Origin of the sequence: Streptomyces canarius (assembly GCF_014650735.1) — a bacterium.
Lineage (GTDB): Bacteria > Actinomycetota > Actinomycetes > Streptomycetales > Streptomycetaceae > Streptomyces > Streptomyces olivaceoviridis.
In genome coordinates, this window is the sequence record NZ_BMVN01000013.1 from 182550 (window position 1) to 195582 (window position 13033).

The 13033-nt window shown below is 69.8% G+C and carries 14 protein-coding genes; 7 read left to right on the top strand and 7 right to left on the bottom strand.

The window, feature by feature from the left end:
* Positions 1-83: 83 nt before the first annotated feature.
* Both IE294_RS20505 and IE294_RS20510 read left to right on the top strand, forming a co-directional pair.
* Entirely contained in the window at positions 84-716 is a 633-nt protein-coding gene (locus IE294_RS20505; RefSeq protein ID WP_189888180.1) for an HAD family hydrolase, read from the top strand.
* Positions 717-773: 57 nt separating this feature from the next.
* Entirely contained in the window at positions 774-2165 is a 1392-nt protein-coding gene (locus tag IE294_RS20510; protein WP_373315835.1) for a globin domain-containing protein, read from the top strand.
* 5 nt (positions 2166-2170) lie between these two features.
* On the opposite strand, the gene IE294_RS20515 is transcribed toward IE294_RS20510, so the two are convergent.
* The 5 genes from IE294_RS20515 to IE294_RS20535 all read right to left on the bottom strand — a co-directional run bounded on the left by IE294_RS20515 (position 2171) and on the right by IE294_RS20535 (position 5881).
* Positions 2171-2653, bottom strand: a complete 483-nt coding sequence (locus tag IE294_RS20515; RefSeq protein ID WP_171154728.1) for an NUDIX hydrolase — start codon at positions 2651-2653, stop codon at positions 2171-2173.
* A gap of 87 nt (positions 2654-2740) precedes the next feature.
* The gene (locus tag IE294_RS20520; RefSeq protein ID WP_189888182.1) at positions 2741-3646 is read right to left on the bottom strand and encodes a LysR family transcriptional regulator; all 906 of its coding nucleotides are present in this window, start codon (positions 3644-3646) and stop codon (positions 2741-2743) included.
* Between the two features lie 213 nt (positions 3647-3859).
* Positions 3860-5011, bottom strand: coding sequence for a cystathionine gamma-lyase (locus IE294_RS20525; protein ID WP_189888184.1), 1152 nt, complete (start codon positions 5009-5011; stop codon positions 3860-3862).
* Positions 5008-5499, bottom strand: a complete 492-nt coding sequence (locus IE294_RS20530) for a low molecular weight protein-tyrosine-phosphatase (RefSeq protein WP_189888186.1) — start codon at positions 5497-5499, stop codon at positions 5008-5010. Before IE294_RS20530 ends, IE294_RS20525 begins: the two co-directional genes overlap by 4 nt.
* 4 nt (positions 5500-5503) lie before the next feature.
* Entirely contained in the window at positions 5504-5881 is a 378-nt protein-coding gene (locus IE294_RS20535) for a phage holin family protein (RefSeq protein ID WP_189888188.1), read from the bottom strand.
* Positions 5882-5985: 104 nt separating this feature from the next.
* Between IE294_RS20535 and IE294_RS20540 the strand changes: the two genes are divergently transcribed.
* From IE294_RS20540 to IE294_RS20555, 4 genes are all read left to right on the top strand, one after another.
* Complete coding sequence (locus tag IE294_RS20540; protein ID WP_058081142.1) at positions 5986-6303, top strand: cupin domain-containing protein; 318 nt, start codon at positions 5986-5988, stop codon at positions 6301-6303.
* Between the two features lie 133 nt (positions 6304-6436).
* Complete coding sequence (locus IE294_RS20545) at positions 6437-6649, top strand: DUF5326 family protein (RefSeq protein WP_014673731.1); 213 nt, start codon at positions 6437-6439, stop codon at positions 6647-6649.
* Between the two features lie 197 nt (positions 6650-6846).
* Positions 6847-7800, top strand: a complete 954-nt coding sequence (locus tag IE294_RS20550) for an IclR family transcriptional regulator (protein WP_229917241.1) — start codon at positions 6847-6849, stop codon at positions 7798-7800.
* 99 nt (positions 7801-7899) lie between these two features.
* Positions 7900-8337: an SsgA family sporulation/cell division regulator gene (locus IE294_RS20555; protein WP_014673729.1), complete on the top strand. Its 438-nt coding sequence runs from the start codon at positions 7900-7902 to the stop codon at positions 8335-8337.
* Positions 8338-8514: 177 nt separating this feature from the next.
* On the opposite strand, the gene IE294_RS20560 is transcribed toward IE294_RS20555, so the two are convergent.
* The gene (locus IE294_RS20560) at positions 8515-9930 is read right to left on the bottom strand and encodes a YibE/F family protein (protein ID WP_373315837.1); all 1416 of its coding nucleotides are present in this window, start codon (positions 9928-9930) and stop codon (positions 8515-8517) included.
* A gap of 250 nt (positions 9931-10180) precedes the next feature.
* On the opposite strand from IE294_RS20560, the gene thiC reads away from it, so the two are divergent.
* Positions 10181-11965: a phosphomethylpyrimidine synthase ThiC gene (gene thiC / locus IE294_RS20565; RefSeq protein WP_229917242.1), complete on the top strand. Its 1785-nt coding sequence runs from the start codon at positions 10181-10183 to the stop codon at positions 11963-11965.
* Between the two features lie 116 nt (positions 11966-12081).
* Here the strand turns inward: thiC and IE294_RS20570 are convergent, their stop codons facing one another.
* The gene (locus IE294_RS20570) at positions 12082-12945 is read right to left on the bottom strand and encodes a hypothetical protein (protein ID WP_189888194.1); all 864 of its coding nucleotides are present in this window, start codon (positions 12943-12945) and stop codon (positions 12082-12084) included.
* Positions 12946-13033 lie beyond the last annotated feature (88 nt).

Genomic DNA, 13033 nt, shown 5'->3' on the forward strand with positions numbered 1-13033 from the left:
GGCCATCTCGTGGCCCTGCGCACAGCCCGTGGACAGCTCTGCGTGTTTCACGTGAAACATCGGCAGCCCACTAGCCTCGGGCCATGGCGAGACTTCATCTCTTCGATCTCGACGGGACCTTGCTGCACGGAACGACCGCTCCAGTGGAGATTTCACGCCAGTTGGGCCTGGAGGCAGAGACGGTGGCACTGGACCGTGCGATCGCGGAGGGCCGGATCGGTCCGCCGCAGTACGCGGCCCTGGTGTACGAGCTCTGGGCGGACCTGACCGAGGAACATGTGCGGGCCGCGTTCGAGGCGGCTCCCTGGCTGACCCGGATCCGTGAGGTCTGGACGGCGATCAGAAGCGCGGGTGAGTACTGCGCGGTGGTGTCTCTCTCGCCCTCCTTCTTCGTGGAACGCCTCCTCGACTGGGGTGCCCACGCGACGCATGGGTCGCGCTTCCCCGCCGTGCCGTTCACCGAGCCTGTCGATCCCTCCGGGGCGCTCAGCGCAGCGGCCAAGGTGACCATCGCGAACCGGCTCTGCGCGGAGTTCGGGGTGGCACGAGCCGACTGTGTGGCGTATGGCGACTCGTCGTCGGACAAGGAGTTGTTTGCTGCCGTACCGGTTTCCGTGGCGGTCAACGCCGATGCGCACCTGGCCGGACTGGCGACCCATTCGTACACGGGACGGGATCTGTGGGACGCCTATGAATTGGTCGGACCTGCCCGGTAGTTGAGCGACGTCACCGCATGCCCCGTGCTGTCCTCTGGGCGGAACGAGGAGGGACTTGTGTGCGTGCCGACGACCGGTAGGGTCGACTCCGGTTCACGTCCGGGATGGAGTGCGCCTTCCGTGAGGAGGGTGCGCACGACCGCAAGATGTTCGAGGCGAGGGCACACCATGGATGCTCCGACCACCCCGCCGGGGGAGAACGCCGTGCCGGACGGGGGCGGCTGGTTCATGCCACGCCAGGGAGCATCGGTTCCGCTTCCTGACGGTGATCAGGGCGCACCCGAGAAGTCGCAGCGTGTGCCCGTGCGGCGGTCGGCCGTGGTTGCTGAGGAGGGCTCGTCGGACGCCCTTCTCATCCGCCGCACGATGACCGAGATCGGCCCCGACGCCGACAGGGCCACCTCCTACTTCTACGCTCTCCTCTTCGTCCGCCATCCCGAACTGCGGTCCCTGTTCCCGGCCGCGATGGACACCCAGCGGGACCGCCTGCTGAAGGCACTGCTCACGGCGGCCGAGCACCTGGACAACGCCCCGGTCCTCGTCGACTACCTGCGAAATCTGGGCCGCGGACACCGCAAGTACGGGACGCGGGCCGAGCACTACCCGGCCGTGGGCGAATGCCTCATCGGCGCGTTGAGCAAGTACGCCGCCACCGTCTGGAACCCGGAGACGGAGGCCGCCTGGGTGCGGGCCTACAGGACGATGTCCCAGGTCATGATCGACGCGGCGGCGGCCGACGAACTGCGTGCCCCGGCCTGGTGGCAGGCGCAGATCGTCACGCATGATCTGCGGACCCCGGACGTCGCGATCCTCACCGTCCGCCCCGACCAGCCCTATCCCTTCCTCGCCGGCCAGTACACGAGCGTGGAAACGCCCTGGTGGCCCCGGGTGTGGCGGCACTACTCCTTCGCCTCCGCGCCCCGCTCGGACGGACTGCTGACGTTCCATGTGAAGGCCGTCCCGGCCGGCTGGGTCTCCAAGGCGCTGGTCCACCGTGCCCGGCCCGGAGACGTCATACGCCTCGGACCGCCGGCCGGTTCGATGACCGTCGACCACACCACCGACAGCGGACTGCTCTGCCTGGGCGGCGGCACCGGCATAGCGCCCATCAAGGCCCTGGTGGAGGATGTCGCCGGGCGCGGCGAACGCCGCCTGGTCGAGGTGTTCTACGGGGCGCGCACCGATCACGACCTGTACGACATCGACACGATGCTCAGGCTCCAGCAGAGTCACCCCTGGCTGTCGGTCCGGCCCGTCATCGACCAGCGGACGCATCTCCGGTTCCCCGACGCCATCCGCGCCCATGGTCCGTGGGCCGAGTACGACGCCTATCTCTCGGGCCCGCCCGGAATGATCCGCAGCGGCATCGACACCCTCCGGGACATCGGCATCCCGGCCGGCCGCATACGGCACGACGCGGTGGAGGAACGGCTCGTCGGCGCGGGCTGACCGCGCTAGCCGAGGTCAGGGGCGTGCATGGCCCGTACCCCTTCGATGTTCCCGTCCAGGTAGTGGCGCAGGGACAGCGGGACGAGATGCACGGAGGCGATGCCGACGCGGGTGAACGGGACGCGGACGATCTCGTACTCACCGGCCGGCTCGTCCACTTCGGGGCCGTGACGCAGGGAGGGATCCATGGACTCCAGCCGACAGACGAAGAAGTGCTGCACCTTCACCCCGGTCGCGCCGCCGTCCTCACCGATGTGCTCCACCGTGTCCACGAAACACGGCACCACGTCGGTGATCTTGGCGCCGAGTTCCTCCTCCACCTCACGGTGCAGGGCGTCCACGACGGTGGAGTCCCCGGGTTCGACTCCCCCACCGGGGGTGACCCAGTAGGGATCGACACCGGGCTTGGTGCGCTTGATCAGGATCAGGTCGTCACCGTCCAGGAGAACGGCACGGGCGGTGCGCTTGACCACGGGTCGGACGGTCATGGGAGAAATGTGGCCCGGCTGGTTCCACGTGAAACATCGCAAAGTGCCACGACATGACCGCAGTGCGTGCATCCCGGGCGGACGAGGTCAGCCCCAGGCCGTGGCGGCGCGCTGGAGCCACTCATGGGCCCGGCCGATATGGGGCAGGGCGAGCGTGCCGGTCCGCACCACCAGGAAGTACGTACGCAGGGGCGGGACCACCGGATCGTGCAGGGTGACGATCGTGCCGTCCTCCAGCGCCGGGGCACACAGATAGCGGGGCAGCACCGCCAGTCCGGCCCCGGCGATGACGCAGGAGAGCACGGCACGCAGATCCGGGACGACGACCGTGCCCGTGGCGGCTGGGCGGGAGTCGAAGACGGAGGCCCAGTAGCGCGAGACGAACGGCAGCGACTCGTGGACCTCGACGAGCGGCAGGTGCTCCAGGGCCGGGGCGCCCTTCAGCCGCAGGGCGTCCGCGCCGATCCGCTCCGTCCAGCGTGGGGCGGCGACCAGCACATGCTCCTCGTCGCAGAGCGGAGTGGCGGTGAGCAGGGCCCCGCGTGGCCATGCCGTGCTGATGGCCAGATCATGAAGGCCGCAGGCCAGCCCCTCCAGCACCTCCTCGGTCGTCCCGAAGGAGACCCGTAGCGCGAGGCTCCGGCCGTCGTCGCCGGTCAGCTCGCTGAGCGCCGGCAGAGCACGTTCGGCGGTGAACTCCGGAGGCCCGGCCAGGTGCAGCGTCCGTGACGAGGACTCGTCGTCCAGGCCGCTCTCCACTATCTCCACCAGGGCATCGAGATGCGGTGCGGCCCTGTGCGCGAGTTCGTCGCCGACGGTCGTCGGGGTCACTCCGCGCGCCTGACGGAGGAACAGCGGTCTGCCGAGCTGGCGCTCCAGCGTCCGGATCTGCGAGGTGACAGCGGGCTGGGAGAGGCCGAGCAGAGCGGCGGCGCGGGTGAAAGAACCGGCTCTGTGCACGGCGACGAAGGTCCGCAGCAAGGCCAGATCCATGGCACGCCCTCCCGTGTCGCTGCCCCCTCCGGCCCCCAGGCAGGCACCAACTATAAATAAGTCGATAGGTCTCTGTCGTTAGCGTGATTGGACACTGACGCAGAGTCAACTAGCCTGGTTCGCACGGTCTTTCCCCGGGAAAGCCGCAGGCGGTCCGAGCCACGAGGGGGGAGGCTCGGACCGTCCTGACGACAGCGGCGGGAGACGCGGACGCTACTCGGCGGACTCGTCCAAGGCACGCAGCACGTCCGCCACCAGGTCCTCGGGGTCCTCCGCGCCGACGGACATGCGGATGAAGCCCTCCGGGACGGCGTCCCCGCCCCAGCGGCGGCGGCGTTCGGCGGTGGACCGCACCCCGCCGAAACTCGTCGCGTCCTCCACCAGCCGCAGGGCAGCCAGAAAACGCTCGGCACGCGTGCGCGTGGGCAGGGTGAAGGAGACGACGGAGCCGTAGCGGCGCATCTGCTGCGCGGCGATCTTGTGCGAGGGGTCGTCGGACAGGCCCGGATAGCGCAGGCCGGAGACCTCGGGCCGCCGCCGCAGCGCCTCCGCGACGGCGAGGGCCGTGGCGTTCTGCCGGTCGACGCGCAGCTGGAGCGTGGCGATCGACCGGTGCGCGAGCCAGGCTTCCATGGGGCCGGAGATCGCGCCGACGATCTTGCGCCAGCGGCGCACGGCGGCCATCGCCTCGGCGTCGCGGCCGGTGACGTAACCCAGCAGGACATCGCCATGGCCGGTGAGCTGCTTGGTACCGCTGGCCACGGAGAAGTCGGCGCCCAGTTCCAGCGGGCGCTGGCCGAGCGGGGTGGCGAGGGTGTTGTCGACGGCCACCAGGGCGCCCCGCGCGTGGGCCGCCTCGGCCAGGCGCCGGATGTCGCAGACATCGAGCCCGGGGTTGGACGGCGACTCGATCCACAGCAGCCGCGCCCCGTCGAGCACCTCCAGCTGGGCGTCCCCGCCGGTCGGCGCGGTGCGCACCTCGACGCCGTACGCCTCCAGCTGGGCGCCGACCAACGGCAGCACCTGATAGCCGTCGGACGGCAGCACGACCGCGTCCCCGGCGCGCAGCTGGGAGAACAGCACGGCGGAGATCGCCGCCATGCCGGAGGCGAAGACCAGCGTCTCGGCGTCCTCCCGCCCGGGTGCCTCCAGCTCGCTGACGGCCCGCTCCAGCAGCGTCCAGGTCGGGTTGTCGTCACGGCCGTACGCATACGGTCCCGAGACCTCGCCGGGCAGGTGGAAGTGGGCCGCGAACACCGGTCCGGGCAGGGTCGGCTCGTTCTTCGCCGGCTCCGGCAGTCCCGCACGTACCGCGCGCGTGCCGTCGCCGACGCGGCCCCCCTCGTTCTTCATGGCGTCGCTCATGCGGCCCGTCCTTCCAGTTCGTCCCGTACGGCGGCGAGCAGACCGGTGCTCGCCGCCTCCACCATCTCAAGGCACTCCTCGAAACCGTCCCGGCCCCCGTAGTACGGGTCCGGCACGTCGAGGTCGTCGCCGGCGGTGGGGTCGTAGGAGCGCAGCAGGCGTATCTTGCGCGCGTCCTCCTCGGTGGGCGCGAGACGGCGCAGGGCCTTGAGATGGCCGGTGTCGAGGGCTATCACGAGGTCGAGGCGGGCGAACCACGACGGCAGGAACTGGCGGGCGACGTGCTCGCTGTCGTAACCGTGTTCCTCCAGGACCGAGACGGTACGCGGGTCGGCGGGCTCGCCCTCGTGCCAGCCGCCCGTGCCGGCGCTGTCCACTGCCACCAGGTCCCCCAGCCCGGCCTCCGCCACGCGCGCGCGGAAGACGGATTCGGCCATCGGGGAGCGGCAGATGTTGCCGGTGCACACGAAACAGACGCGGTAGGTCATGCGCTCAGTCCTCGTCGGGCAGGACGACGTGCAGCGCCCAGGAGACGACGGAGACGATCAGACCGCCGACGACGGCCGTCCAGAAGCCCTCCACATGGAAACTCAGGTCGAGCTTGCCGCACACCCAGGAGGTCAGCAGCAGCATCAGCGCGTTCACGACCAGGGTGATCAGGCCCAGGGTCAGGATGAACAGCGGGAAGGTGAGCACCTTCACGATCGGCTTGACCAACCAGTTCACCAGGCCGAAGATCAACGCGACGACGATCAGCGTGCCGGTCTTCTTGGCGGTGCTGTCACCCGTCAGGGTGATCTTGTCGAGCAGCCACACCGCGACCGCCAGGGCGCCTGCGTTGGCGATCGTCTTGACTACGAAATTCTTCATGTGTCTGATCGTGGCAGACCGGGCGGGCCCTGGCCGGACGGACGGCGAGCGGTGCGACGGCGGGCAGCGGAACAGCGAGCAGTGAGGCGAGGGCGGCAGCGGCGATGAAGGCATTCCGGCTGGACGATCTGGAGGCGGAACGCGCCGCCAACGAAGGCGCCTACCTACAGTTCCTGCGCGAGCGGAACATGTCGGTCGGCCTGTACGCCCTCAACGCGGGCGAACACGACCCGCAGAAGCCGCACGGCCAGGACGAGGTGTACTTCGTGGTCAGCGGTCGGGCGTCGATCACCGTGGGGCTGGAGACGACCGAGGTGGCGCGGGGCAGCGTCGTGTACGTGCCCGCCGGGGTCGCCCACAAGTTCCACCACATCAGCGAGGACCTCAGGGTGCTCGTCGTGTTCTCTCCGCCCGAGGCGTGACCCGGGACCCCCGGGTTCCCTAGGGGACGGGTCAGGGGAGGACAAGGGATGCGAGGCCCCCGCGAGGGCCCTGCGCGGCCCTAGCATCGAGTGCGGAACATCGACAACGCACGAGACGCAAAGGACGAGGGCGATGCGAGAGATCTTCGCGGGGCTGCCGTGGTGGGTGAAGTGGGTCGCGGTGCCGGTCATCGCCCTGGTCGTGTTCGGCGGCCTGATAGCGACGGTGGTCGGGTTCGTGATCGGCCTGCTGTTCAAGGCGCTGATCTTCGTCGCCCTGGTCGGCGGACTGATCTACATCGTCCGCAAGTTCATGGGGAACTCCTCGTCGCGCAGCGACTGGTGAGGCACCCGGGAGCCGGTCACCCATGACGGAGGGCCGGTTCCCTCGGGGGAGGGAAGTTTCCCCCGGGAGCCGTCTACGGGCGGTGGCGGGCGGTTAAAGTCCGGAACTCCCCACGGGGTCCGGCCCCGTGGGCGGCGCAGACCCCCCTCCGTGCTCTTCCTCGCACGGGCTGCCCCCTCGCGCTCCGGGAGTGACCCTTGGCCACGGTTGACACCGCACCGGCGGAACCACACGCACCCCCCACCCCACCGCGCTCCTGCGCGCCCCCCGTCCAGCGCCCGGTGCCCCTGGCCGTCCCGGGCCAGCCACAGGCCGCGGACATCCCCGGACCCCCGTGTGCCGCGGACCGCTCCGGACCACCGCCCTCCGCCGGCCGGCCGGGACCACCGGCCGCCCCGACACCCACCGCCACGCTCATCGGGTCCGTCCAGCGCGCCATGCGCCTGCTGGAGACCGTCGCCGCGCACGCATACGGCGCCCCGGCCAAACAGCTCGCCCGTGAGACCGGCCTCGCGCTGCCCACGGCGTACCACCTGCTGCGCACCCTGGTCCACGAGGGCTATCTGCGCCGCGAGAAGGGGCTGTTCTTCCTCGGCGACGCGGCGGAGCGACTGGGCCGCAGTGGAGCCCAGCAGAAACGTCGCAGCACGGTGGCGGACACGCTGGCGCACTGGCGCGATTCCATCGGAGTGCCGGTGTACTACGCGATGTACCGGGACGGTGAGATCGAGGTCATGTGCGTCTCCGCCTCCCGTCAGGCGCCCGCGGTGGAAGAGTGGGCGGACTTCCGTGAGACCGGGCATGCGCACGCGATCGGACAGTGCCTGCTCTCCCAGCTGGACGAGGACGCACGGCGCGACCACCTCGCCCGGTATCCGGTGCGGCCCATCACGCCGTACACGGTGCGGGACAACGACGCGCTGCTGCGGCGGCTGGCCCGGACGCGGCGCATGGAACCGGTGGTGGAGCGCCAGGAGTACGCGGTCGGCACCGTCTGCGCGGCGGTCCCGATCACGGTCGGCACCACCGCGGCCACGATGGCCCTCTCCCTGCCCGTCCGTCAGGCCGACCGGCTGATGCCCGCGGCACAGCGGATGCAGGCGGAGATCGGTCGGCATCTCGGATCGCTCACGCTCTCTATCAGTATCTGAAAACTTACTCCTTGTGATCTCTTGTGTACTTTCAGCAAGATTTGACCACGGTCAGAGGGATCAATCCCGGCCAGTCGATGTCATATGACGGGATAGGCGATGCGCGAGTCCGTTCAGGCAGAAGTCATGATGAGCTTTCTCGTGTCGGAGGAGCTCTCCTTCCGCATCCCGGTGGAGTTGCGCTACGAGACCTGTGATCCGTATGCCGTACGCCTCACCTTTCATCTGCCCGGTGATGCTCCGGTCACCTGGGCCTTCGGGCGGGAGCTGCTGATCGACGGGGTCGGCCGCCCGTGCGGGGAGGGGGACGTGCACATCGCCCCCGCCGATTCCGAGGTGCTGGGTGAGGTGCTGATCCGGCTTCAGGTCGGCGGCGACCAGGCCCTGTTCCGCTCGTCGGCGCCACCGCTCGTGGCCTTCCTCGACCGTACGGACAAGCTCGTGCCGCTCGGCCAGGAGGGCGCGCTCGCTGATTTCGACGCTCACCTCGACGAGGCCCTGGACCGCATCCTCGCCGAGGAACAGAGCGCCGGCTGAAGCGTTACGGCAAGGGGTGGCGGACGATCCGCCGTGCCGTGCGGAACTGTGCAGTAACGCTTCTGCGGCGGGCGCCCGTTCCGGTGGGCGCACCCTTCCGCGGTGCTCGCCTCTCCACTGTGCTCACCTCTCCTCCGGGCTGACCGCTTCCGGCTTCCGGCGTCACCCCTTACTGCGTCACCGCTTCCGGCGTCGGCCCCGGCCGCCGCGTGCCGGTGCGGGCTGTGCCCCGGCGGGTGCCGTAGAGCCGGGCCCGGTCCGGTCGGCCGACACGACGAGCGCGGCCAGCGCGGTGGTGACCGGGACCGAGGCGACCAGACCGATCGAGCCCACCAGCGTGCGCACGATCTCCTCGGCCACCAGCTCGCTGTTGGCCACGGTGCCGACGCTGCTCTGCGCGATCGAGAACAGCAGCAGCAACGGCAGTGCGGCACCGGCGTAGGCGAGCACGAGGGTGTTGACCACGGACGCGATGTGGTCCCGGCCGATGCGGATGCCCGCCCGGTACAGCCCGCGCCAGCCCATCGACGGGTTGGCCTCGTGCAGCTCCCAGACGGCCGAGGTCTGCGTCACCGTCACGTCGTCCAGGACGCCGAGCGAACCGATGATGACACCGGCCAGCAGCAGACCGCTCATGTCGATCGACGGATACAGGCCGTGGATCAGGCCGGTGTTGTCGTCCGTGTTGCCGGTCAGCGCGGCCCAGCCGATGAACAGCGAGCCGAGCACGCCGATCAGACAGAGCGAGATCAGTGTGCCGAGCACGGCCACCGACGTACGCGCTGACAGACCGTGGCACATGTACAGGGCGATCAGCATGATGGCGCTCGACCCCACCACGGCCACCAGCAGCGGGTTCGCCCCCTCCAGGATCGCCGGCAGGATGAACAGCGTCAGCACGAGGAAACTCACGGCCAGGGCGACCAGCGCCATGACCCCGCGCAGTCGGCCCACCACCACGACGGCCACCGCGAAGATCCCCGCGAGCAGTGCCATGGGGAACTTCCGGTTCACATCGGTCACCGAGTACTGCAGGTCCTTGGGGGCCGAGGGCTCGTAGGCGACCACGACCTTCTCGCCCTGGTGCAACTGCCGTGACTGGTCCGGCTGCACGATCTCGGTGAAGGTACGGCCCTCGTCCTTGCCGGTGTCCACACGGATGGTGGCCTTCTTGCAGGTTCTGTCGGTCTCCGCCTCCGCCGACGTGCCCTCGGCGCTGGAGGTGTCGCCGGCCGGAGTGCCGCCGGACGCGTTCACCGACTTGCAGCTGACCTCGACGACCCGGGTGACCGTGGCCTGCTGGGTCTGCCGGTCGAAGCCGACGCCGGTGCGCTTGTGGGAGGGGGCGTGCCCGGGCCAGAGCACCACGAGGCCGACCAGGACCGCCGCGGTGAAGGGGACCAGGATCGCCGCGATGACCTTGCGCAGGTGCTGGGAGACGGGGGCAGCCGGGCCGTGGTGGTGGCTGTGGCCGTGCGAGTGGCTGTTGCCGTGTGAGTGACCGTGATCGCGTGGACCGTGGCCGTGTCCGTCGCCCTGTTCCGGGCCGTCTCGGCGGGGCGGCTCGGGCGGCTGGTAGGGGTACTGCTCCATCCTGGTCACCGCCCGATCATCGCAAGAACGACGGGGGCCCACTGTTCACCGCGCCACACATGGCGCTAGCGTGGAGGCACCTTTGCACACGCGGGAGCTCGGAGCACCGGGCTGAGAGGGCGCTGACCTCCGTACACGCGATGTTTCACGTGGAACAAGAGGTGTTCCACAAGAAACGTCGGCAGACGGAAGCCGCTGCGTCGACCGCCGAACCTGTTACCGGGTAATGCCGGCGTAGGGAGTAGGTCTCATGGCCAACAAGGACGCACGCACGCCTGCCTCCGTCCAGGACGAGAAGTCCCCGGAGGCCGGGAAGTCCATCGGCTGGCACAAGGCGTACGTCGAGGGCTCGCGCCCCGATCTGCGGGTGCCGGTCCGTCAGGTGCACCTCACCAACGGGCAGTCGGTCACGCTGTACGACACATCAGGCCCGTACACCGATCCACTCGTCGACACGGACGTCCGCCGTGGCCTGCCGCCGCTGCGGGAGAACTGGATCATCGCCCGCGGCGACACCGAGGAGTACGCGGGCCGTCCGGTCCGTCCCGAGGACGACGGGATCAAGCACACCTCGCCGCGCGGCGGGCTGCGGAACCTGGACGCGGTCTTCCCCGGACGCCCGCGTCAGCCGCGGCGGGGAGGCAACGGCCGGGCGGTGACGCAGCTCGCGTACGCCCGCCGCGGCGAGATCACGCCGGAGATGGAGTTCGTGGCCCTCCGGGAGAACGTTTCCCCCGAGGTGGTCCGTGAGGAGATCGCGGCGGGCCGGGCCGTGCTGCCGGCGAACGTCAACCACCCGGAGATCGAGCCGATGATCATCGGCAAACGGTTCCTGGTGAAGGTGAACGCCAACATCGGCAACTCCGCGGTGACGTCCTCCATCGAGGAGGAGGTCGAGAAGATGACCTGGGCGACCCGGTGGGGCGCCGACACGGTCATGGACCTGTCCACCGGCCGCAACATCCACACCACCCGCGAGTGGGTCCTGCGCAACTCCCCCGTCCCCATCGGCACGGTGCCGCTCTACCAGGCCCTGGAGAAGGTCGACGGCAAGGCCGAGGAACTGACCTGGGAGATCTACAAGGACACCGTCATCGAGCAGGCCGAGCAGGGCGTGGACTATATGACGGTCCACGCGGGCGTCCGGCTGCCGTACGTCCCGCTCACCGCCCACCGCAAGACCGGCATCGTCTCGCGCGGCGGCTCGATCATGGCCGCGTGGTGCCTGGCGCACCACAGGGAATCGTTCCTGTACGAGAACTTCGAGGAGCTGTGCGAGATCCTCGCCGCCTACGACGTCACGTACTCGCTGGGCGACGGCCTGCGGCCGGGATCGATCGCGGACGCCAACGACGAGGCACAGTTCGCGGAGTTGAGGACGCTCGGGGAACTCAACGGGATCGCCAAGCGTTTCAACGTACAGACCATGATCGAGGGCCCGGGACACGTCCCGATGCACAAGATCAAGGAGAACATCGACCTTCAGCAGGAGATCTGCGATGAAGCTCCGTTCTATACGCTCGGCCCGCTGACCACGGACGTCGCGCCCGCGTACGACCACATCACCTCCGGCATCGGTGCCGCGATGATCGCCTGGTGGGGCACGGCGATGCTCTGCTACGTCACGCCCAAGGAGCACCTGGGACTGCCCAACCGGGACGACGTCAAGACCGGTGTCATCACCTACAAGATCGCCGCACACGCGGCGGACCTCGCCAAGGGGCATCCCGGCGCTCAGGAGTGGGACGACGCACTGTCCGACGCCCGCTTCGAGTTCCGGTGGGAAGACCAGTTCAACCTCGCGCTGGACCCGGACACGGCACGGGAGTTCCACGACGAGACCCTGCCGGCCGAGCCCGCCAAGACGGCGCACTTCTGCTCCATGTGCGGCCCGAAGTTCTGCAGCATGAAGATCTCGCAGGACATCCGGCGCGAGCACGGCGGCAGCCGGGCCGAGATCGAGGAGGGTATGGCCCAGAAGTCCAAGGAGTTCGCGGCCGCCGGCAACCGGGTGTACCTGCCGATCGCCGACTGAGCGCCGCACGCCGGACTCACCGCGCCGGCCGGTCCACTGACGGTCGGCCGGTGTGGTGGGGCAGCAGGGTCCACGACCGACCGGTGTGGTGGCAGCACACCGGTGGGCCGGTCGGATCACTCGGGCTGGTGCTCCGGGCCGCCGAAGTCCGGGCTCGTGTAGTCGGGGCTGGTGAAGCTCGGGCGGCCGGTCGCGGTGCCGTCGTCGGGGCTGCTGAAGCCGGGGCGGTCGTAGCCGAGGCGGGGTATGCGGCCGGTCGGCGCGGACGGGGTCGACGGGTGTCCGGTGGTCGTGCCGGGTTCGGCGAGTGCCTCCCGGAGGAAGGGCAGGATGCCGCGCTCCAGCAGGGCGCCCCGCCACGCCTCCCTGGCCCTGGCCAGCTCCTCGTGGGCCGCGTCCCGTGCCCGGTCGTCCGCCCGGGTGCTGTTGCGCAGAGCGGTGAGCAGCAGGCCGACCGCGGCGACGAGGACCGTCGCCGCGGTGATGGCGCCGAACACCCAGCCGGCGGTGAGCATGGTCCGGGCGAAGGTCTGGTGGGGGTCGAGCACCTTCAGGATGTAGCCGACGAGCAGGAAGATCACCGCAGCGGTCCCGGAGAGGACGGGAGCCAGGACGGCGATGACCGCGATGGCGCCCGCGCCGGTGCTGTCGGCGGCTTCGCCGAGGGTGGTGGCGAGGCCCGTGGCGGTCGAAACCGGGCTCGGCTCGCCGGAGTCGGCGACGGCCGGCGGGCCGGACAGCGCAGGGTGACGCAGCTCGTCGCGCAGCTTGACGTAGTGCTGGTACTCGGCCGCCGCGGCTGCCGTGATCAGGGCGGAGGCGTTGAGTGCCATGGTGCGTAGTTGTTCGGAGTTGAGCCGCTGGCCGACAGCGGCCAGTTCCGGTCGGTGCGGTGCGGAGCGCAGCGCCTCATCGAGGAGCCGCTCGAAGTCCTGGCGGTCCTCGCTCAGCAGGTGCTGCGGAACGCTGTTCATGTGCATCCCCCGATGCTCCGTAGGGCTTGGGGCTCGCACGCCGGCGAGCCGTCGGGCAGAAACGGAGGGGAGCCTGCTACGGATAAGCCGATGG

Bases quoted from the DNA above. Each gene is read 5' to 3' on its own strand.
- IE294_RS20505 (WP_189888180.1), top strand. From the start codon at position 84: ATGGCGAGACTTCATCTCTTCGATCTCGACGGGACCTTGCTGCACGGA.
- IE294_RS20515 (WP_171154728.1), bottom strand. From the start codon at position 2,653: ATGACCGTCCGACCCGTGGTCAAGCGCACCGCCCGTGCCGTTCTCCTG.
- IE294_RS20520 (WP_189888182.1), bottom strand. From the start codon at position 3,646: ATGGATCTGGCCTTGCTGCGGACCTTCGTCGCCGTGCACAGAGCCGGT.
- IE294_RS20525 (WP_189888184.1), bottom strand. From the start codon at position 5,011: ATGAGCGACGCCATGAAGAACGAGGGGGGCCGCGTCGGCGACGGCACG.
- IE294_RS20530 (WP_189888186.1), bottom strand. From the start codon at position 5,499: ATGACCTACCGCGTCTGTTTCGTGTGCACCGGCAACATCTGCCGCTCC.
- IE294_RS20535 (WP_189888188.1), bottom strand. From the start codon at position 5,881: ATGAAGAATTTCGTAGTCAAGACGATCGCCAACGCAGGCGCCCTGGCG.
- IE294_RS20540 (WP_058081142.1), top strand. From the start codon at position 5,986: ATGAAGGCATTCCGGCTGGACGATCTGGAGGCGGAACGCGCCGCCAAC.
- IE294_RS20545 (WP_014673731.1), top strand. From the start codon at position 6,437: ATGCGAGAGATCTTCGCGGGGCTGCCGTGGTGGGTGAAGTGGGTCGCG.
- IE294_RS20555 (WP_014673729.1), top strand. From the start codon at position 7,900: ATGCGCGAGTCCGTTCAGGCAGAAGTCATGATGAGCTTTCTCGTGTCG.
- IE294_RS20560 (WP_373315837.1), bottom strand. From the start codon at position 9,930: ATGGAGCAGTACCCCTACCAGCCGCCCGAGCCGCCCCGCCGAGACGGC.
- thiC (WP_229917242.1), top strand. From the start codon at position 10,181: ATGGCCAACAAGGACGCACGCACGCCTGCCTCCGTCCAGGACGAGAAG.
- IE294_RS20570 (WP_189888194.1), bottom strand. From the start codon at position 12,945: ATGCACATGAACAGCGTTCCGCAGCACCTGCTGAGCGAGGACCGCCAG.